Here is an 18,136-nt window from a genome sequence, read left to right on the forward strand (position 1 = left end):
CATGGCCGAACACAAGGACGGGCGCCCCCTTGGGGAGCGCATCGCCGCCGAAATCAGAAAACTGATCATGGATGGCGACCTGGAGCCTGGGGCGCCGCTTCCCACCACCGAGCAACTGTGCAAGCAGCACGACACGACGAACGTCACGATCCAGCGCGCCACAAAGATCCTCAAGGATGAAGGCCTCCTCGTAGGGCGTACTGGCGTTGGGGTCTTCGTCCGCGACGAGGGGGCGCAAGCCATCGCGCCAGCCCACAGCTTGGCACCATCCGAGCCAGGGCAGCCCTACCGCTGGCTGACCGAAGCCACGAAGAATCAACAGAGCAGCAAGTACCAGATCTTGTCTGTCGCGGAAGTGCGACCACCTAGGCAGGTCCGAAACGCTCTCGGCCTGGATGAGAGCGGGACAGCGGTGCTCCGCTCCCGCGTCGGCTACCTGGACGGCAAGCCAGCAGAACTGGTGCACTCCTACTACCCCGTCGAGCTGGCCCGCGGTACGCGGCTGGAGCAGCGGCGCCTCATTCCGGGCGGCTCACCACGCCTCCTCGAGGACCTGGGTTACCCGACTCGGTCTCAGGACGATGTACTGGGCGCGCGTCCAGCGACCACCGAGGAGTACGTGCACCTGGAGATCCCGCGCGATGTTCCGGTGATCGAGGTTTTCCGGATCGTCTACAGCGACGGCCAGAGGCCGATCGAGGTTTCGCTACTGACGAAGCCGGCCCACCGCTTCAAGATGGCCTACAGCATCGACTGCCCGTAGTTCGATGCCTGCTCTACCGCCAACCCCCGGCCCTGTCGGGGGTTTTGCGCACCCTCTCCGCCCGCTTGATACCTAGAGGATTAAGCCTTACGGTTCTGAGACGTGAGAGTGGCCGAGGCCACACGCGCCGTGAGGAGTGGCATGCCTGAACCCGCCGAGCGCACCGCGCTCTACCGCCTCTACGACGCCGACGATCGTCTTCTGTATGTCGGCATCACCAGCAACCCGAAGACTCGCTGGGGAAGACACGCCCGCGACAAGCACTGGTGGCCCGAGGTTGCCCGCAAGGCCATCGAGTGGTTCGAGACCCGCAAGAGCGCCGAACGCGTCGAGAAGATCGAGGTCGAAGAGCAGCATCCGAAGTACAACCGCACCTTCAACGGCACGCGCCGCCGGGAGCTGCAGAACGAAGACGCCAGGCGCGAGGGAAGAGTCCAGCCCGCCCACAGGGAGGCGATCCCCGAGTGGGTGTATCGATCCTGGTTCGACGAAGCCGACTAGGCGACCAGTTCCAATAGCCACTACCAGATCTGGCGCCCCGTTCTGGCCGTAGCACCTGTCTCGGCAAGCCAGGCTGCACGAATGCGGACTGCCAGACGCTGTGAAGGCCTGGCCAATCCAGACCACGGACCAGCACCTCGCTCTAAGCGCAAGCGAACGCGTCACCTCATCCCACCCTTGTTCCGTCTTTGATCTCGGGACATGCCGCTCTTCCGTCGGGTCCGCGTCCTGCGCGAGGCTGCGGATTGCAGACCCCCCGAGCGGGTGCGGTGTCTTCTGTTCTACGTTCGTGCGTAGCGGCGAGTTCCGGCCGTGCTTACTGCGGCTTGTCCACCTGCGGGTCTACGAGGGGAGTCAGGGGTGACTGTTAGCGCGTTGATCGACCACCGCCGCTGACCTGTGTTTTCGCAGGTCAGCCACCCTAACGCACCCATAGGTGCGTTGCCGGATACCGCCCGCTTGGCCCGTGGGGCAGGCTAGGTTCCTGGAACGCGAACGGCCGGACGGTCGCCACCGTCCGGCCGAAGTACCGCGAGTCGCCACTCGCGATCAATCAACCCATCCCTGAGAGAATGAGGTCTGTCATGACTTTAGCCTGCCCGGGTCCGCGTCGTCCGTCGGTGGACGAGATCCTGGATACTCCGCTCGCCGAGTTGCTGGCTGGCCTGGAGGTGGAACTCTTCGTGAGTTCGATCGCGGACCGGTCGTTCTTTGGGGCGGTGGTGGAACGCGTCGATGGGGAGCTGGCGTTGGCGCTGCCGGAGGGGCGGCCGGAGTTTGAGCGTGACACGGTGGCCCGCTATCTGCTGGCTCAGGCGTTCGGCGTGGATCTTCCGGGTCTGCCGCCGCCGTTTGTGACGTCGCGCCCGTAGCGTGCATGGCGGGCCCCACCGCTCGGTGGGGCCCGCGTCGTTTCCAACTACCTTGAGGAGGGGTCTCATGCGTCCCGAAGCGTTTCGCGACCATCTGGTCGCGCTGCTGAAGGACTCGCCGGACGTCCAGCGTGTGGCGGTGGTGGAGGGTGGCCCGCTCCCGTATGCGCTGTCCGCGATGGTGGCGGGGAGGGAGCAGGTGTGGCAGGTGATCGGGCAGCTGGCGGACGGCGCGAAGCACGACACGCCGACGGCTCCGGTCCATGGTGAGCCTGCCGTGTACACGGCGGCGTCGGTGTCGGGCGCGCCGGATGCGTGGCTGGGTGGGGTGATCGGCGCGGCGGAGGCCAGCGTGGTGGCGCGGGTCGAGGTGTGGTCGGTGCGGGGTCGGCGGTCCGCGGGGGTGACGGTGTTCTTCCACAACGGGGAGCGGGTGTTCGTCCGGCTGGTGTGACTTGGGGTTGTTGTGGGCGGTTGGTGTGGGGTTCAGTTCACTCTTTTGGCTCTACCCGTTTGCGCCGCTGGCGACCAGTGGTCTTGTTTTGGGGTGGTATGAGTTCTTTGGGTGGATGGTTGTCGAGTGGTGTGGATCTAGGTGTGGGCAAGCACACAGTCACTATCTGTTCCGGAGCGGAAGCACATCGTGTAGGCGCTATGCAGCCGTGAACACTTCTGATCGCTTTTAATCAACGTTGGACAACATGCCACTTTGAAAGTACCTTCAAAGTCATGACTACCGTGCCTGCTGAAGCGAACTTCTCGGAGCTTCTCAACAAGCCCCTGGACACCGTCGCCCGCTTGCACGTAAATGCACGCAAAGGACTACGCCTCCACCGCCGCGACGCCGAAGATCTGTACCTGACAACCGCAGCACGCGCGGACCAGGTCGTGGAGGTACTCGACACGACGACACGCATGTTCGTCGCCTTGCTCAGAGAAGGCCCGTCGTCCATCGACCTACTGGCACAGGCATTCCCGGAGGCGTTCCCCTGGGTACGGTTCCTGCCGCCTGCTGCGATGCGGGAGTTCCTCGTCGAGTTCGTGGAGACTCTGCGGGCCAGCTCCGATCTGGGCACGATCGAGCCCATCACGCAGATCATCACGGAGTGGAAGCATACGGCGGAGATCTACGCCGATCCGGAGCTGTACGCTGCCCTCACCGCCGATCACGGCGATGCTGATCATGGCGATGTGCCAGTACCGAAAGTAGCCAGTGAGTGACCCTAGGTCGAGGTGATCCAGTTCCGCCCCCGCCCGCGAAGGGCGAGTACCACATCAAGTTCGCCAACCGTCAAGCCGCCGAAGGCTGGCACGAGCTGACGAACCAGGCACCGGGCCCCACCCTGGACGCCTGGATATTGATGCGCACGGCCCCAGCCCCCGCAGTACACAATAAGCGCCACCATCCCCTCAAGCACGACCTCGCCACAGGCGTGCGTAACGGCAAGACCTACCCCCAGTGGCAGATCGAGGTCACTGGAGGCGGCCGAGTCTGGTATCTCCACGACCAGAACGGTTCCACCTGCTGGGTGACCCTCGCCAAGACAGGTCACCCGAGGCAGACCGACTGACTGTACGGCCGAAGAGCCGACATCACGTCAAGTGATGTAATGCCCCGCCCTGCGCGGGGCTTCGTCATGTCTGGGTGACCGTCCGCTCACCGCGGCTTCTCCCCCGTTGCGCTGGATGCTGGTGGGGTTGTCGGTTTGTGGCCCCGGCCACACTCGCCTCGACCTGGTTGCCGAGGTGCCGGGTTGGGCGTGAGGCTGCTGGCCCTGCCTGTTGCCGCACGCGTGAGGTTGCCGTGAACTGCCCGAGCCCCAAGTGTGGATCTTCGAACGTTCAGCTCATGTCGCTCTACTACTCGTCGCTGGCTCCGGGTGCGCCGGCCCGGAAGGACATCGCACCGCCTTCCGTCGCGGCCCCGTCGTTGGGCGCCCCACTGATGGTGGGTCTTCTCGGCATAGCTGCGGTCATCTCCGGCGCGTTCCTGATCGGCCTCGGGGCAGTTGCTGCGGCCGGCGTCTGGGGCTGGGTGGTGCGCCAGATGGCTGAGGATGTGGCGCGGCGGCGGGCGGAGTGGGAGTCGAAGCGGATCTGTGTCGCCTGCTCGGAGAAGTGGGTGCCCTGAGCCCTACGGCAGAGCGCCCCGCGGCCGTAGTGGTCGCGGGGCGCTTCACTGTGCCGGCGGGTTCACCGCCGTCTGGGCGGCCCGTAGGGGGACTGCCAGGCGGGCCGGTCGCGAGGCCGTAGGGGCTTGCCGCGGTCGTCGCAGAGTCCCGCCTTCTGCGCTGCCTGCATTACTGCGTCGACAGCGCGGACGTCTTCTTCCACGGCGGGCGCCATCCGGCGAAGCGTCTCCGCGATCACTTCGAAGAGTTCGCTGGCTTGGCGTGCTCGAGCGATCTGCGCTTGGTGAACGCTCTCGCGGAACCGGGCCCAAGTGCGTGCGAACTCGGGGTCAATCTCAGGCGGTTCGAAGTGGAGCGCACTGCTGGAGACCCTACCGACTTCCTGCCACTCCCCCGCCTCGTCCTCGATGTAGAGAGCGGGGGTGAATCCCTGGAAGGGGATTCCGCTGCTCCCTTCCTCGCGTGGCGGCTGGCTGCGCATGGCGTCTTCGCTGACGGTCCAGTCCTCGAGGGCTCCGTCGATCTGTTCGAGGATGTGGCTGGTGCTGGTCATGCGGCGCCCCTGTCGCTGCTGTCGAGTTCGTTGAGGTGGATGGCGCCTTGCTGGAGGGCGAGGATGACGGCGTGGGTTCGGGATCGGGCGCCGAGGCGGCGGGTGGCGTCTTTGAGCCGCTGGTGGATGCCTTGCTCGGTGGTGGAGAGCCGGGCGGCGATCTGGCGGCTGGTGTAGCCGTCTGCGGCGAGGCGGAGTGCGGCGATCTGGCCAGAGGTGAGGGGCTGTCCTAGGGTGCCGGGGTTTCTCATGGGCGGGTTCTCCGGTGGGTGCTGATTTGCCCCCGCCCGTTGAGGATGCCGTCGGCTTGGGCGAGGAGGCGGAGGGCGCGGCGGAGGATCGACGGGAGGGGTTCGCGGGTGCGGCTGGTGGGCTGTCCGCTGATCCACGCCTCGGACATGTCGGTCAGGCGGAGTTCGCCTAGCACGTACCCGCCGCCCTCGGCGGAACGGGTGCGGGGGAAGCCGTTCACACACGCCTCTCATGCTGCTCGTCGGCCATGGTCACTTCCCCTTCATGTACTCGTGGAGGGCATCGGCGGCGTCCGAGCGGAGGCGGTACTTCTCTCCGACGTGGCCGTCCGACGCGGCGTAGTACCACCAGCGGCTGACGCAGAACGTGATGCCCTTTCCGGCGGCGTAGCCGAAGGAGCCCGCGATGGGGTACGCCGCCATGATCAGGCCCTGGAGCGCGCCGATCGGGTGTGGGCCGCTCTTCGTCGGAGAGACCCAGCCCGTCGGGTTCTGCTGGTCCATCAGGCGCTGGCCGGTCTCCCAGCCCCACAACTTGATGAGCTGCGGATACTCTGGTTCGTCGATGCAGTACCCCTTGCCGGGGCAGGCTTCACCAGTGCGGGGATCGTCGTGGGCGCGCAGCCGCTGAGTCCGAGTCAGGATGACCTCATCGCGGCAGCCGGGGCAACGCCAACTGTTGATCATGGTCAGTTCCCCTTCATCGTGGGCAGGTTCGGTCCGACGTCGGCGAGGTTCACCTGTCCGAACACGGTAGGCGGCGAGGATGGCCGCGGATTGGTCGTCGGGCTGCCAGCGAAGCGGCGGACGCCCGGTCACGGCTGGGTCCGCTTCGGCGGGTTGAGGAGCCCAGCGTCGTCGAGGGCGCCGAGTGCCTGTCGGGCTGCCGCGTCGGGGTAGGTGTCGGCGATGGCGGGGTCGGGGGTGTGGGCGTAGGACTGGCCGCGGCTGACCCACCGGGCGACGGTGATCAGCCCGTCGAGCGCGGACAGGGGGATGCTGATCACCGCGTCATCATGTGGCGCCGGGGAGACGGACCGGATCGGTGCGGGCCACGCTTCGGGGTCGGCCATGAACGCGTGCGCCCAGTCCTGCGTGTACTCGCAGGCCGGGTCCGGGCAGATCCATCCGGAGTGCGTCGCGTCCAACGGCGGGCTCTGGTCGTGACGGTCACTGCCGCAGGTGAAGGGGTGCATGTCTCCCCGCTCTTGGAACAGGTTGAGCACGGTCACCTGCTCCGAGGTGAACGGCGCGCGGATCATCTGGGTCATTACTGCTCCCCGTGGGGGAGGTCGTCGGTGGTGGTGCGGTTGAGCCAGCCGTTGACGGGCGGTCGTCCGCCGACAGCCCGGACGTACCGGAGCACGTCCTGGATCTGCTGGCAGTCCTCGTCGCGGTCGTCGGCGTAGAGGGTGGCGGCGAGGTGGGTGAGCGCGGTGTGGAGTCCGGGGCCGATCTCGCCGGTGGCGTAGAGGCGGCTGATGGGGCCGCCGTCGCGGTGGGGGCGGAGGATGGTGCGGACCCGGGCGTCGGTGAGGTTCATGCTGTCTCCTTGCGGTAGTTCTCGTTGGCGGGTGTGCCGTGGCCTGCCGGGATGTCGAGGGCGCGGCAGCAGGGGGTGCAGCGGCGGAGTCCGAGGCGGGAGCCGATGCTGGGCATCCACCAGCGGCGTCGGAGTCCGCAGGCGGCGCGGGCGGGTATCGGCTCGTTGGTGTCGATGCTGTCGCGCATCTGGTCGCGGCTGATCCGGGCGGCGGGGATGGCGTGGAGGACCCGCCATTTGCCGGTGCAGAGCCACCAGTGGCCAGCGTTCTCGGGGATGGGGTGGCAGCTCATGGGGCGGCGCCCTCCTTCGGTTTGATCATGATGGCGAGGTCGGTGTCCAGGTCGAGCCACACAAGGAGCGTCACGAGGGCGTCTGCGTCGGGGCGGTGGCCGTCACCGATCCGGGAGAGGGTGGACGAGGACAGGTCGAGCCGGTCGGCGACCTGGCGCCAGGTGAGCCCTTGCGCCCGGCGCTTGGCGTCGAGGCGGCGGTGCAGTTCGGGCACGTCGAGTCGGTAGGTGCTCACGCTGTCTCCTTGAGGTGGTGTGCGATGAGGGCGAGGGCCTGCCGCTCCTGCCGGGTGAGGCCGCTCGGCGGCGGGGGCTCCAGGGCGCGGAGGCGTGCGAGGCGTTGCGTGGTGGCGCGCTGTCGGTGGTCGGCCCGGTAGCAGCCGGCGGCCAGGACGGCGAGGTGCGCGGCCCCGGCGGCGACGGCGATCGCGGCAGCCGGTCCGCCCGTGCTGGCGGTGTACGGGAGGGCAACCGCGAGTGCGGCCGTGGTGGTGGTGAGGGTGTGCCCTGCCACCCGCCAGCCGGTCACCGGGCGGTCCCGTTGATCTGGCGGGCGACGGCGAGGGCGGCGGCCATGTCGCAGGTGTCCGGGCTGCACCAGCGCTGGCATTCCTCGTGGTCGGCCTCGCGGGCGGAGGACAGGACGCCATCAAGGAGGGCGGCGATCGGTAGGTCGTAGTCGATGTGGATGACGAGCGCGCCGCTGCGCAACTTCTTGGCGGCGGTGCGGAGTTCGTCGGTGGGGGCCATGGTGGTCCTCGGGTTGGGGCCCGGCCTCGCCACAGGCCGGGCCCAGACGGACGGGGTGACGGTCAGGCGCCGCGGTTGCGGCGGCTGTACGTGGTCTGCCGCGGCGGTGCGGCCGGGAGCGGGTTGTCGGGCCCGTTGAGCTGGAGGCGGACCCAGTCGGCGTCGGACTCGGCGACGTGCGCCCCGGCCGAGCGGGCGACGATCAGATGGGTGGGCTGCCCGTCCCCGTCCCGGTCGGCGGCGACCCAGGCGCTCCAGGGCTGCGAGCCGCTGGTGGGCAGGGTGTGGCCGTCGGGGCAGTGCGGGCAGTCCATGTCGGGCGCGGGCTGCTCGGGGTCGTCCCAGACGATGCGGGTGTGGCCGCCGTGTCCGTGGACGTGGAGGGCGTCGTCGAGGGTGTCCCAGTGGACGGTGGAGGGGCGGTCGCCGAGCCAGCGGACGGACGCGGTGCTGTCGGTCCAAAGGATGCCGTCGGCGACGCGGCCGGTGCCGGAGACGCCGGTGATGTCCACGGTCCTTTGGAGGTGGAAGCGGCGGGGCTGGGTGCTCATGGGGTTCTCCTTGCTGGGGTTGGTGGAGGCCGTGTGTGCCGGTCAGGTGGTGATGCGGCGGACGGGGATGCCTGCGGCCTCGGCGAGGCGGGCGCAGTGGCTCGCCCCGTGGCTGGGGTGCGGGCGGGGCCTGTGGCAGCGACTGCTGGTGCAGGGTCCGATGAAAGCGATGCAGAGGTCGGCGCCGAGTTGGACCATGTGCTTGTTACGGATCGGTCCGCAGGCGGGCCACGGTCCGAAGTCCTCGGCGCGGTGGCGTTCGATGGTGAGCCCGTAGCGGCGCGCCCACTGTTCGGCGAGGGCGTCGGCTCCGCGAGGGCAGGCGCCGCTGACAAGGACGGTCTCTTGGTCGACAGGGATGGAGTGGACGGCGTCGGCAAGGGCTTCGGCGATGGCCTGTTGGTCGGTCCAGTCGCGTGAGCCTGTCACCAAGATCCTGTATGTGTTGGTCACTGTGGTCCGTTCGGTCGAGGGCGTGTGCGCCCGCGTGGCGCCCGAACTTGGGTGCCGGGCGGCTCGGGTGCGTCGGCCGGGTCTGCGGCTGCCTGTGGCCCCGTGTGGCGGTGTGGCGGGGGTGTGTGGCGGGCCGGGGCAGACCCGCCACACACATCACGGGGCGGGCGCGGTGCCCTTCGCGGCTTCGTACCGCTTCCGGGCGGCGATGAACTCGGCGGTGCTGCCGCCTCGGTCGGGGTGCGCGTCCGCCATCGCCTTCCGCAGCTCGGGCAGGGACGGCTTCGCCTTGCCGGGGAGTTTTGGCGGGACGAGGTACAGCGTCCGGGCGATGGGCCGGTAGAAGATCTCGCCGTCCGCCTCGATCCGCACGCGGTCGACGAAGGCGAGTCGGCGTCCGTCGCGCTTGAAGTAGATCCGCTTGGGTGTCTTCCTCGTGATCGGGTGCTTGCGGATCCGGTAGTTGCCGAGGGGGCCGTCGTCCCAGTTGGCGTCCCACGGCTCGTACAGGTACTCCGTCTGCTCCAGGTCAGCCACGGCCGTCCTCCTGTGTCTCGCCGCGCCCGCCGTCGCCCCGCTCCTCGGTGCGGCAGGTGTCGGGCGGCTCTACGACGGTGTCTGCGTCGAGCGCGTCTCCGGCGAGCGGAGTGACGTTCAGGTCGGGCCGGGTCTCGATCTCGGCGGCACCGAGCGCCGGGGTGCCGGGTTCGGCGGGGCACAGGAACGGGTAGGGCGGGTTGCTGCGCTCGCGGCAGGCGGGGCAGGTTTCCGCGTTCGCCCGCCCACCCACATGCACAGGCGCGGCGTCCGGCTCGTCCTGGACCTTGAGGGTGAGTGCCATGCCGAGGTAGCGGAAAGCGGCTTGGACGGTGGAGATGGGGTGGTCGCCGATGTGCTGGGCGAGCGCCCACGCGGTGGGGTTGTCCGGCTCGGTCAACTCGGCGGGCTGCTCTTCGTCTTCGAGGTGTGCGATGGCGGCCCGCATGTCGTCCGCCCACTCCGCCGGGGCGTGGAGGGGCACGTTGTCGCTGCGGCAGGGGGTGGTGGCGAGGTGGCCGTTCGTGCCGCGCCAGCACCACCAGCCGACCTGAACCAGCGGTGAGGTGTTCTCCGAGTTCAAGGTTGGCGCCGCAGCCTTGAAATCTGCCGCCCCGATTTCAAGGCTCGCGGGCTGCGCCTGCCCGTCCGGGTTGTGGGCGGAGCAGTGGTGCCCGCATCCGTCGCAGGGGCAGCGGCACGGGTTCGGGCTCGTCTCGTAGCCGGGGCAGGACGCCGGGTCGCCGTTCTCCTCGGCGGGTGTCTCCGGGGCGGCGGGCTGCGCCTCGTCGGCCATGCGGCGCAGCCTGATGGCGGCTTCGTACAGGCCCTGCGGAACGTAGTAGTCCTCGTGCTCGTCGGCCGCCTTCTCCAGGGTGTCCCCGGCTTCCCGGAGCACGGCGGCCCGGATGGCGGCCGGGCTGCCGGACGGCGCGACGGCGGGGTGGTCGGCCGTGCGGCGCAGCTCGGCACGCAGGCGGGCGTTCTCCTCATGTGCAGCCCTCAGGTTTCGCCGCCCGAGCTTGCGCCAGGTTTCATGCTCTTTCCGCAGTCGATCGGCCTCGGCGGCCGGGCTGCCGGACGGCGCGACGGGGTGCAGCGGGCAAGGGCCGCCGTTGCAGGCGCCGGTGCTGCCGCACTCCGGGCACTCGGCGGCCGGGTTGTCGTGCCCGGCGAGCAGCGCGTCGGCGAGGCGGTGGTACCGCTCGATGACGCCGCTGGGCAGGCTGCTCTTGCCGGGCCCCCAGTCGTGGCCGCCCTCACGGGCCAATGCCGCGGCGATCTCCTCGCGGAGCGCGGGCCGGGACGCGGCCGTCTTTGAGTCGACTTTGGGTCCACCCTTACCGTGCAGGTCGGCCTCAAAGGCGGCGTCGTAGGCGGCGAGGAGGGCTTCCGGCGTGTCGTGGTCGTTCAGGCTGGCGCAGTACGAGAAGTCCAGCGCGTCCAGCATCTGCTCACGCAGCGCCGCCAGAGCGGGGGTTGGCGCGGGCCGGGACGCGGGCGTGGGCGGCTCGGGCCACACGACACGCCCCTGCCCCCCATGCGCCAGCCGCACCGCCGTCTCCACGTCCGGATGCGTGGTCGTGAGGCCGAAGTGCCGGTGGTGCAGCGTCACCGCCCCGTCCGGCCACACGACGCCATCGTGCGAGGGCACCGACCCGTCGGACGCGTCGAGCCATAGCACGAAGCTACGGAGCACGGCGGACGGCGCGGGCCGGGACGCGGGCAGCGGCGGGACAGCAGCACACACCTCCGCCAGCTCGGCTACCCGCTCCAGCACCGCCTCCCACGACGCGCCCGACCCCAGCCCCAGTGCCCCGGACAGGGCGACACGGCGCGTGTCCGCTTCCTCGGTGTCACGGATGCTGGAGTCCAGGACGCGAGCGCACGAGGCGCAGGCGGTGTGCCAGGTGATCCGGTTCTCGTAGTCGAGGACGCGGGCGCGCAGTTCGGCCTGCTCGGCGTCCGCCACGGCCATCACCGCGTCGACCATGTGCTGGCCATCGTCAAGGACCCATCCGGCGTTCTCGCGGATGGCTGCCGCGTACCGGTCGCGGCGCCCGTCGGGCTGGGTGACGGGCGGGCGAACGGCGGCCTCGTCCGGGTCGACGTCGAACTCGTCCCGCAACGGGTCGATCTGGTTCGCCGCGTCACGGCACGGCCGGAAAAGTTCCGGCTCCAGGACACCGTCGGCCTTCGCGCGCCGGGTCTCCGCGCGAATCTCCTGGGCGAGCTGGTGGGCGTGCAGGGCGAGCGCGCCGTCGATGACGTCCTCCGGCAGGCCATGCCGGTACAGCAGGGCACGCGCCGTCTCGGGTCCGTGCTCGTCGGGCTCGGGCTGTGTGGGCTTGGTGGGCTGGGTCATCATCGGTTCCTCTCGATACGGTGGGGTACCGGCCGCCCCGATTCCCGCGGGGCGGCCGGCCTGCGTGCGGGGCTGTAACCGGGGCATCACCCCGCGGCGAGCAGCGGCTGCTGCCGCAGACGGCCGGCGGCGATCCGGTGACACGCCGGGTCGAGATCGGCGCCGATGTAGTCGCATCCGGTTACGGATGCGGCGACACCCGTGCTGCCGGAACCGGAGAACGGATCCAGCACCCGCCCACGCCGTGGTGACTCGTGGCCGCAGTCCGTCCAGCCGACTGTGCGGCGCGGGCCGAACGTGAACTCGCGGAAGTAGCCGCCCAGCGCCTGCTTGGCTTCCGCGGCAAGGCGCTGCACCTCGGACGAGTTGCGGCCCGTCCCCGTCTGGATCGCCTGCGCTTTGCCCGCGTCCGAGATGCCTGTCGCCCGGATCGCGGCCAGGTGCTGCTCCGTCAGCCCGGACTCCGCAGCAAGGGCCATCGCCCGCCGGGCTTGCGGGCGAGATGGGTCCAATTCGCCCGACGGGGCGAGGATCCGCTGCGCGGTGTGCCCGCACATGGTGCACACCGTGCGGGGGCAGCCCAGCAGGATCGCCCGGCGAGCCAGCTCGGTGGGGAACGGGGCCAGGTGCGGGGACAGGCTGCGTTCCGGCTCGATGTGCCACACGTCGCCGGGGTTCGCGCCGCGCCCGTATTTCTCGGCGTAGCCGGGCAGATCGTAGAAGTAGTGGCGGGGGGTGAGGTGCAGGACGTACTCGTAGCGGGGAGCGAGCCGGTCCTTCGCGGGGTCGGGGACGCCACGGGTCTTCGCCCACACGATGCGGTTGCGGAGTAGCCAGCCCGCGTCGGCGGCGGCAGCTTCGATCCGTCCGGGGATCCCGGCGAGGGCGCGCTGGCGGTAGCCGTCACCGACGTTGAGGAACACGCTGCCGGTCGGGGTGAGGACGCGTCGCCACTCGGTGAGGCAGTCGAGGATTGCTGTGGTGTAGGCGGCCGGGGTGGCCTCTTGGCCGAGCTGGTGGTGGTGGCCGTAGTCGCGCTTGCGCCAGTAGGGCGGGGAGGTGACGACGAGGTCGATGGTGGCGTCGGCAAGGGGGAGTTGGCGGGCGTCGGCGATGAGGTGTCGGATGTTGCAGGCGACGGTGATGCAGGTGTGGGGCGTGGTGGTCATGGGGTGGGCCTTTCGTGGGCGGGTGGGCGGGGGGCGGCGTAGATGCGTGCGGCTTCGTCCCACGACTTCCAGACCCAGGCTTCGGGCTCGCCCACTGGCCAGCCGATCGAGCGGCCGACCAGCTCCCAGATGCCGCCCTCTTCGTGGAGGGCCTGACTGAGGCCCGGCATCCAGGCGGTGACGTAGCGGTCTTCGGAGGTGAAGTACATGGCTTCGAGGAGTTGCCGCCGCATCGCGGGTATGTCGCTGCCGGTCATGCCGTTTCCTCGAAGGCGAGGACGCCTTGGTTGAAGTGCTGCCGCATAGCGAGTGCGTGGTAGTCGGGGTTCAGGTCGATGCCGGTGTAGCGGCGGCCGAGGCGGAGGGCTGCGGCGCCGGTGGTACCGGACCCGGAGAACGGGTCGAGGACGGTCCCGCCCGGACGGCATCCGGCGGTGATGCAGCGGATCGGCAGGTCGATCGGGAACGTCGCAAAGTGGGCCTGCGGGTTGGGGCGGGTGGCGATGGTCCAGACGTCGCCGGGGTTGCGGCCCTTGGCGTCGACCTTGTCGACGCTCCACGTGCCGGTGGCGGTGTTGGCCTTGTTGGCGGTGGTGTGGGCGCGGCGGGAGGGTGCGCGGTCCCCGGTGTATTGCTCGCGGATGCCGTCGAGGTTGAAGTAGTAGTCGGTGCCCTTGGTGAGCAGGAACAGGTGCTCGTGCCTGCCCGAGAGGCGGTCGCGGCAGGACTCGGGCATGGCGTTGGGCTTGTTCCAGATGATCTGGTTGCGGAGGGTCCAGCCGTCGGTTTGCAGGGCGAATGCCACGCGCCAGGGGGTGCCCAGTAGCTGCTTGTCGGGGCCGTAGCTGTCGCCGAGGTTGAGCCAGAGGGTGCCGTCGTTGGTGAGGACGCGTCGGGCTTCGTGGAAGGTGCGGCGGAGTTGTTCGGCGTAGGCGGTGGGGGTGGCTTCTTGTCCGTACTGGCCGGGCTGGCCGTAGTCGCGGAGGCCGTAGTAGGGCGGGCTGGTGACGATGCAGGAGACGGACTGGTCGGGAAGTTCGGCGAGCTGTTGGGTGGCGTCGCCGAGGAGCAGGGTGACCTGGTCGTCGGCGTAGTACTCGGTCAAGTCATCCTCCGGGGGCGGTTACGGGCGAGTTGGGTGGTTTGGGCGGGGCACACCGGGTCCTCGGGCTAGAGGGACCAGAGGGTGGGTTGGTGGTCGGTGAGGGGGAGCAGGGTCTGGCCGGGGATGGGCGGGGCGGCGTGTGGCCGCGTGACGGCCTGTGGGGCTGTCGCCGGGCGCGGGGCCGCCGGACGGCGTTTCCGCCCGCCTGACGCCGCTCCTGCCAGCTTCTTGGCGCATACGGGGCCGAGGCCGGAGACGGTGGGGTGAAGGAGGCGTCGACCGCACGCCCCACAGCGGGCGGTCACGCGGCTGCTCCTTCCTCGGTGCGGCGGACAGGGCTGGCGGGGGTGGGCTTGGATCGCCAGCGGTAGACCGTGCGTTCGGTGACGCCGAGGATTCGGGCTATCTCGGTGGCGGGAAGACCGATCTGGCTGAGGCCCTGGCCGACCTTGATTCGTTCGAGACGGGTGAGGCCGGGCGAGGGCCGCTGCTCCGCGATGATCAGTTCGACGTCGGCCTCGTCGGCGACCGTCCACTGCGTGAAGTGGGGGTCTCCGTAACGGGCGAGCCGGTGCCGGTGCGTGGAGCAGATGCGGCGTCCAGGGCGCGCGGCCTTGGTGCAGCCGCCGATGTTGCAGTGCCGGGTCACGCTGCCTCCTCGAGAGTGCTGGCGGTCTCGGCGGGCTGGTGGAGGCGCCGGTCCGCTTCAGCTACGAGGGCAAGAAGTGCGGGGCGGCACCGTGCCGTGTTCATGGCGCCGACGCAGTCGGTGGCGGGCGGGATGTGTCCGTTCCAGTGCTCGGGTGCCGTGAACCCGATGGGTCGCCGGGTGAGCTGTGCGGCCAGGTCGGGGTAGCGGAGTACGAGGCCGCGGCGGTGGGCGGCGGCGCGGCGGGCTTCGGCCATGTGGTGCTTGATGAAGCGGCCGATGTCGCCTTGGTCGGCGAGGGTGCGGGCGTCAGCGAAGGTCAGGGGCTCACTCATGCCGCCATCCCCTTGCGCCGGTCGTCGCCCTTGAGGGCGATGCGCTCGCACATTTCGGTGAGGCGGGAGGAGATCCGCTCCCCGAGGACATCTCGTAGCTGGGCGGGCGGCACGTTGCTGGTGAAGATGCTGGGCCTGCACTGCTCGTACCGGTGGTTGATGAGCCGGTAGGTGACCTCTTCGGTCCATTCGGTGAGCTTGGCTGCGCCGAGGTCGTCGACGAACAGGACGTCGGTGCTGGCCATCGCCTCGAAGGTGGCTTCGCTGTCGCGGCCTGTCCGGGGCCGGAGTTGGGCGTACAGGTCGGCGGCGGTGTAGGCGGACCAGCCGGTGGGTGCGCCGGTTTCGGCGATGGCGCGGAGCACTCCGTAGGCGTAGTGGGTTTTGCCGGTGCCGGTTGGTCCGACGATCAGCAGGGACCGGGTCTCTTCGGGGCTGGCGATGACGGATTGCGCCCACGCTTGGGCGATGGCAGTGGGCTGGGCGGTGCTGTAGCGGCGGGGGACCTTGTTGGTGAAGTAGGTGATGCTCTTCTGTCGTTGCTCTTCGACGCAGCGGAGGAAGTGCTGGCGGATGAAGGCGACTTCGGCGGGCTGGAGGGTGGCGAGGTCAGTTTCGCGGTGGAGCCAGGCGTCGATGCGGGCGGCGCCGTCGCGGCTGCCGTCGGGGTTCGTGAGGTAGTCGGTGGGGTCGGGCAGGGGGTAGCGGCCGGAGGGGATGCCGAGTGCGGCCAGGTCGAGGCTTCGGCGGTTCTGGCTGGGGGGAATCCACTGGTCGGGCACAGGGGCTCCTAGATGAGGGGTTCGTCGTAGACGTCGTGGTTTTCGGGGTTCTGGAAGGGCCGCCAGCCGCCGGACACGGCACGGAGGGGTGGGCGCTCGGTTCCGGGCGCGGGCATGGGAGGGAGTTCGCTCCAGCCCTTGAGGAAGTAGTTCGCAGATTCGACGTTGGTTCGGCTGGCGGCCTTGAGTGCGTGGTCGACCATGGCGGGCACGCCGCTCTTGGCGATCATTGCCAGTACGGGGAACCAGCCGTTGCCTTTGAAGGGCCAGCGGACGTAGACGCCTGCTGCTGTGATCCCGTCGACGAGGGGGCGTGCGGATTCCGGGATGCCGTCGCCGCGGTTCTGCTGCTGGCTCTCTCGCTTGCTAGCTAGAGGGGTTGTAGTTGAGGGGTTAAGAGGGGTAGGGGTCCCGGATTCCGGGACACTGACGTCCCGGATTTCCTGACACTGAGATGGCTCAGTGTCCGCGTTTCCCTGACACTGAGCGCTCGGGTCAGTGTCAGGAAATCCGGGACGCTGAGCGTCGTCAGCGTCCCGGATTCTGGGACGCTGAGAGGGCGGCTCAGTGTCAGGGATTTCGGGACGCTGAGACTCCGGGAACTCGGCGATCTGGTACTTGGCGGTCCCGTTCTTCTGTCCGGCTGCCAACTTCGCGAGAACGCCTTTGGCGGCCAGTGACTTGAGGACCGCGTAGAGCTGCGAGCGGCTGAGCTTCGCACCGCGGAGCACCTCGGGCCGCTCAACGCTGTTCCACGTGACGCGGGTGTCATCGTTGGCGTCCTCGGCCAGGACGACGAGGAGAAGCTTCTCCCTGTGCGTCAGGGCCTCGGGTGCGCTGGCGAGCACCTCGACGATCAGGCGGATTCCCACGGTGTCTTCTCTCGATCGCAACTGCTTGCAGGGCTGGCGGTGTTGGCAGGGCCGGTCCTCCGCTGCCATACTACTTTAAAGATTGGAAAGAATGGAAGGATCTACCATGGCTTACACTCTCGACATGGCGTCTGATCTGGAGCCGAAGATTGCGGAGGACGGCATTCAGGACGTGCCGCTCACTCGGGCACGCGCGCTGCTCACCCGACTCATTGAGCAAGTGCGCGAAGACGGCCTGGTCAGCGCCCTGACCGTGCGAGGGCGACGGCGCGCCTACCTGGTCACCCCAGCCGCATTCGAGACAGCGCAGGCAGACCGCCGAGTAGTTGAGGCGTTTCACCTCGCTGCTGGTGAGAGGCCCAAACCAAAGGACACCGACAGCTTCATCCAGCTGATGGGCATGAAACTCATGGAGATCGAGGACCGAGACGCAGCAGCAGCCAAGCGCTTCCAGGACTACGAACCTGACTGACATCGCCTCCTCCTTTCGTCTCCTTCGGCCCCGCTGTGCGGGGCCGTTGTCGTGTGGGCTATTGGCCGATGGGGTGGCCGCATTTCCCGCAGAAGCCGCGGTTGGGTCCGGTGGGGGCGCGGCAGCGGGGGCAGGTCATGCGGCGGGCTTCCGCTGTCGGCGGGTGCCGGTCCGCCAGTCCTGGACGATCTTCCGCACCGTCGAAATCGACACCTCACGGTTGAGGCGGTCCCGGATCTGGTCAGGGGTGTGGCCGAACTGGGCGAGATGGATGACCTCCTCGCGGCGGAGTGCGGCGAGCTGATGCATGTCGAGGGGTTCGTCGCGGTACGGCCCGGCGGCGGGGTCGTCGATGGTGTCCGCATCCCAGGCTTCTGGCCCAGGCCAGTCCTTTGCCGCTGCCGCTATCCGGGCCGGGCTGGATGGTCCGGGGGACGCTTCGTGGCGGCGGTACACGTCAGCGAGGCGGGCGGCGATCGCAGCGTTGACCTCGGCGACTGTGCCGTTGAGGATTTCGAAGATGTAGCGGTTGGAGCAGCCGGATTGCTGGGCGGTCCAGACGATCGGGTATCCGGCGCGGGCGAGGGCGCGGATTCGTCGGATGCTTCCGGTGGCCGGGCGGCGGTGGTTGTTGCGGGGGGTGACGGCAAGGAGGCGGAGGGCGTTGTCTCGCTGGACAGTGGGCTGGCCAGCGAGGATGTAGTGGATGGTCCGGTAGGAGACAGTGGTTTGAGCTGCGATCTCCAGTCGGGTCCACCCGGAGCTGATGCAGGTGTGGAGGTGTGCGGCGACGGTGGCTCCGGGGATGAGTCCGGGGATGCCTTGTTCGCGGCGGATGCGGGCTCGCTTGTGGCTGGGGTGCTTGACGCGGTTGGGGCTCATGGCTGGTCCTCCGTCCGGTGTGGGTGGGTGCGGTGTGCGGGGTGGTTGGCGAAGTGTTCGAGGCGGCGGAGGCCGTTGCGGCGGTCGCGGCGCTGTTCGTACCTGTGGAGTGCGGCGCCGAGTCCGCACCAGCCCGCGAGGATGGCCGCGGCGTGCACTGCGGCGAAGCCGGCGGGGTTTTCGGCGAGGAGGAGCAGGTAGCCCCAGAACACGCTGTCGGCGGTCTCCCTCACGGCTGCCTCCGCTTCCTGCGGGCGGCTTGTGCGGCGAGGACGGCGACGGCGATGCACACGATGGTGAGGGAGC

Annotated in this window: 30 protein-coding genes; 7 read left to right on the forward strand and 23 right to left on the reverse strand. The window is 69.1% G+C overall.

The window, feature by feature from the left end; translation table 11 throughout:
* Nucleotide 1: 1 nt before the first annotated feature.
* The 6 genes from ACIQPQ_RS31385 (at nucleotide 2) to ACIQPQ_RS31410 (ending at nucleotide 4,267) form a co-directional block, all read left to right on the forward strand.
* Nucleotides 2–763, forward strand: coding sequence for a GntR family transcriptional regulator (locus tag ACIQPQ_RS31385; RefSeq protein WP_401310562.1), 762 nt, complete (start codon nucleotides 2–4; stop codon nucleotides 761–763).
* A gap of 141 nt (nucleotides 764–904) precedes the next feature.
* Nucleotides 905–1,264 (forward strand): GIY-YIG nuclease family protein, encoded by a 360-nt coding sequence (locus ACIQPQ_RS31390; RefSeq protein WP_401310564.1) that lies wholly within the window; start codon nucleotides 905–907, stop codon nucleotides 1,262–1,264.
* Between the two features lie 620 nt (nucleotides 1,265–1,884).
* Nucleotides 1,885–2,136: a hypothetical protein gene (locus tag ACIQPQ_RS31395; RefSeq protein WP_401310567.1), complete on the forward strand. Its 252-nt coding sequence runs from the start codon at nucleotides 1,885–1,887 to the stop codon at nucleotides 2,134–2,136.
* 67 nt (nucleotides 2,137–2,203) lie between these two features.
* A complete protein-coding gene (locus ACIQPQ_RS31400; RefSeq protein ID WP_401310570.1) occupies nucleotides 2,204–2,590 on the forward strand; it encodes a hypothetical protein in 387 nt (128 codons plus the stop codon).
* 275 nt (nucleotides 2,591–2,865) lie between these two features.
* Entirely contained in the window at nucleotides 2,866–3,357 is a 492-nt protein-coding gene (locus tag ACIQPQ_RS31405) for a hypothetical protein (protein ID WP_401310573.1), read from the forward strand.
* Between the two features lie 628 nt (nucleotides 3,358–3,985).
* On the forward strand, nucleotides 3,986–4,267 hold the full coding sequence (locus tag ACIQPQ_RS31410; protein WP_401310576.1) for a hypothetical protein: 282 nt from the start codon (nucleotides 3,986–3,988) through the stop codon (nucleotides 4,265–4,267).
* Between the two features lie 62 nt (nucleotides 4,268–4,329).
* Here ACIQPQ_RS31410 and ACIQPQ_RS31415 read toward each other — a convergent pair whose 3' ends face one another.
* The 21 genes from ACIQPQ_RS31415 to ACIQPQ_RS31515 form a co-directional block, all read right to left on the reverse strand.
* The gene (locus ACIQPQ_RS31415) at nucleotides 4,330–4,821 is read right to left on the reverse strand and encodes a hypothetical protein (RefSeq protein ID WP_401310578.1); all 492 of its coding nucleotides are present in this window, start codon (nucleotides 4,819–4,821) and stop codon (nucleotides 4,330–4,332) included.
* Nucleotides 4,818–5,072 carry a helix-turn-helix transcriptional regulator gene (locus tag ACIQPQ_RS31420; protein ID WP_401310581.1) on the reverse strand — a complete coding sequence of 85 codons (255 nt, stop codon included), beginning with the start codon at nucleotides 5,070–5,072 and terminating at the stop codon, nucleotides 4,818–4,820. Before ACIQPQ_RS31420 ends, ACIQPQ_RS31415 begins: the two co-directional genes overlap by 4 nt.
* On the reverse strand, nucleotides 5,069–5,293 hold the full coding sequence (locus ACIQPQ_RS31425; protein WP_401310584.1) for a hypothetical protein: 225 nt from the start codon (nucleotides 5,291–5,293) through the stop codon (nucleotides 5,069–5,071). Before ACIQPQ_RS31425 ends, ACIQPQ_RS31420 begins: the two co-directional genes overlap by 4 nt.
* 31 nt (nucleotides 5,294–5,324) lie before the next feature.
* The gene (locus tag ACIQPQ_RS31430; protein ID WP_401310587.1) at nucleotides 5,325–5,759 is read right to left on the reverse strand and encodes a hypothetical protein; all 435 of its coding nucleotides are present in this window, start codon (nucleotides 5,757–5,759) and stop codon (nucleotides 5,325–5,327) included.
* A 128-nt stretch (nucleotides 5,760–5,887) separates the two neighbouring features.
* The gene (locus ACIQPQ_RS31435) at nucleotides 5,888–6,343 is read right to left on the reverse strand and encodes a hypothetical protein (RefSeq protein ID WP_401310590.1); all 456 of its coding nucleotides are present in this window, start codon (nucleotides 6,341–6,343) and stop codon (nucleotides 5,888–5,890) included.
* The gene (locus ACIQPQ_RS31440; protein ID WP_401310593.1) at nucleotides 6,343–6,615 is read right to left on the reverse strand and encodes a hypothetical protein; all 273 of its coding nucleotides are present in this window, start codon (nucleotides 6,613–6,615) and stop codon (nucleotides 6,343–6,345) included. Before ACIQPQ_RS31440 ends, ACIQPQ_RS31435 begins: the two co-directional genes overlap by 1 nt.
* Nucleotides 6,612–6,908 (reverse strand): hypothetical protein, encoded by a 297-nt coding sequence (locus ACIQPQ_RS31445; RefSeq protein WP_401310596.1) that lies wholly within the window; start codon nucleotides 6,906–6,908, stop codon nucleotides 6,612–6,614. The genes ACIQPQ_RS31440 and ACIQPQ_RS31445 overlap by 4 nt, the downstream gene beginning before the upstream one ends.
* Nucleotides 6,905–7,144, reverse strand: coding sequence for a helix-turn-helix domain-containing protein (locus tag ACIQPQ_RS31450; RefSeq protein ID WP_401310599.1), 240 nt, complete (start codon nucleotides 7,142–7,144; stop codon nucleotides 6,905–6,907). The genes ACIQPQ_RS31445 and ACIQPQ_RS31450 overlap by 4 nt, the downstream gene beginning before the upstream one ends.
* Nucleotides 7,141–7,422 carry a hypothetical protein gene (locus ACIQPQ_RS31455; protein WP_401310602.1) on the reverse strand — a complete coding sequence of 94 codons (282 nt, stop codon included), beginning with the start codon at nucleotides 7,420–7,422 and terminating at the stop codon, nucleotides 7,141–7,143. Before ACIQPQ_RS31455 ends, ACIQPQ_RS31450 begins: the two co-directional genes overlap by 4 nt.
* Nucleotides 7,423–7,433: 11 nt before the next feature.
* Nucleotides 7,434–7,658 (reverse strand): hypothetical protein, encoded by a 225-nt coding sequence (locus ACIQPQ_RS31460; protein WP_401310605.1) that lies wholly within the window; start codon nucleotides 7,656–7,658, stop codon nucleotides 7,434–7,436.
* Nucleotides 7,659–7,720: 62 nt separating this feature from the next.
* A complete protein-coding gene (locus ACIQPQ_RS31465; RefSeq protein ID WP_401310608.1) occupies nucleotides 7,721–8,209 on the reverse strand; it encodes a hypothetical protein in 489 nt (162 codons plus the stop codon).
* A gap of 42 nt (nucleotides 8,210–8,251) precedes the next feature.
* Nucleotides 8,252–8,638 carry an SLOG family protein gene (locus ACIQPQ_RS31470; protein ID WP_401310611.1) on the reverse strand — a complete coding sequence of 129 codons (387 nt, stop codon included), beginning with the start codon at nucleotides 8,636–8,638 and terminating at the stop codon, nucleotides 8,252–8,254.
* A gap of 180 nt (nucleotides 8,639–8,818) precedes the next feature.
* Complete coding sequence (locus ACIQPQ_RS31475; protein WP_401310614.1) at nucleotides 8,819–9,199, reverse strand: hypothetical protein; 381 nt, start codon at nucleotides 9,197–9,199, stop codon at nucleotides 8,819–8,821.
* Entirely contained in the window at nucleotides 9,192–11,564 is a 2,373-nt protein-coding gene (locus ACIQPQ_RS31480; protein ID WP_401310617.1) for a hypothetical protein, read from the reverse strand. Before ACIQPQ_RS31480 ends, ACIQPQ_RS31475 begins: the two co-directional genes overlap by 8 nt.
* Nucleotides 11,565–11,650: 86 nt before the next feature.
* On the reverse strand, nucleotides 11,651–12,733 hold the full coding sequence (locus ACIQPQ_RS31485; protein ID WP_401310619.1) for a DNA-methyltransferase: 1,083 nt from the start codon (nucleotides 12,731–12,733) through the stop codon (nucleotides 11,651–11,653).
* Nucleotides 12,730–12,990, reverse strand: coding sequence for a hypothetical protein (locus ACIQPQ_RS31490; RefSeq protein ID WP_401310622.1), 261 nt, complete (start codon nucleotides 12,988–12,990; stop codon nucleotides 12,730–12,732). Before ACIQPQ_RS31490 ends, ACIQPQ_RS31485 begins: the two co-directional genes overlap by 4 nt.
* Nucleotides 12,987–13,838, reverse strand: a complete 852-nt coding sequence (locus ACIQPQ_RS31495; protein WP_401310625.1) for a DNA-methyltransferase — start codon at nucleotides 13,836–13,838, stop codon at nucleotides 12,987–12,989. Before ACIQPQ_RS31495 ends, ACIQPQ_RS31490 begins: the two co-directional genes overlap by 4 nt.
* Nucleotides 13,839–14,139: 301 nt before the next feature.
* On the reverse strand, nucleotides 14,140–14,487 hold the full coding sequence (locus ACIQPQ_RS31500) for a helix-turn-helix domain-containing protein (RefSeq protein WP_401310628.1): 348 nt from the start codon (nucleotides 14,485–14,487) through the stop codon (nucleotides 14,140–14,142).
* Entirely contained in the window at nucleotides 14,484–14,822 is a 339-nt protein-coding gene (locus ACIQPQ_RS31505; RefSeq protein ID WP_401310631.1) for a hypothetical protein, read from the reverse strand. The genes ACIQPQ_RS31500 and ACIQPQ_RS31505 overlap by 4 nt, the downstream gene beginning before the upstream one ends.
* Complete coding sequence (locus ACIQPQ_RS31510) at nucleotides 14,819–15,604, reverse strand: ATP-binding protein (RefSeq protein WP_401310634.1); 786 nt, start codon at nucleotides 15,602–15,604, stop codon at nucleotides 14,819–14,821. Before ACIQPQ_RS31510 ends, ACIQPQ_RS31505 begins: the two co-directional genes overlap by 4 nt.
* 8 nt (nucleotides 15,605–15,612) lie before the next feature.
* The gene (locus tag ACIQPQ_RS31515) at nucleotides 15,613–16,476 is read right to left on the reverse strand and encodes a hypothetical protein (RefSeq protein ID WP_401310637.1); all 864 of its coding nucleotides are present in this window, start codon (nucleotides 16,474–16,476) and stop codon (nucleotides 15,613–15,615) included.
* Nucleotides 16,477–16,600: 124 nt separating this feature from the next.
* On the opposite strand from ACIQPQ_RS31515, the gene ACIQPQ_RS31520 reads away from it, so the two are divergent.
* On the forward strand, nucleotides 16,601–16,948 hold the full coding sequence (locus ACIQPQ_RS31520; RefSeq protein ID WP_401310640.1) for a hypothetical protein: 348 nt from the start codon (nucleotides 16,601–16,603) through the stop codon (nucleotides 16,946–16,948).
* A gap of 135 nt (nucleotides 16,949–17,083) precedes the next feature.
* Here the strand turns inward: ACIQPQ_RS31520 and ACIQPQ_RS31525 are convergent, their stop codons facing one another.
* A complete protein-coding gene (locus ACIQPQ_RS31525) occupies nucleotides 17,084–17,830 on the reverse strand; it encodes a hypothetical protein (protein WP_401310643.1) in 747 nt (248 codons plus the stop codon).
* Entirely contained in the window at nucleotides 17,827–18,063 is a 237-nt protein-coding gene (locus tag ACIQPQ_RS31530; RefSeq protein WP_401310646.1) for a hypothetical protein, read from the reverse strand. The genes ACIQPQ_RS31525 and ACIQPQ_RS31530 overlap by 4 nt, the downstream gene beginning before the upstream one ends.
* Nucleotides 18,064–18,136: the final 73 nt, after the last annotated feature.

The organism is Streptomyces sp. NPDC091281 (assembly GCF_044757425.1).
Taxonomy (GTDB): domain Bacteria; phylum Actinomycetota; class Actinomycetes; order Streptomycetales; family Streptomycetaceae; genus Streptomyces.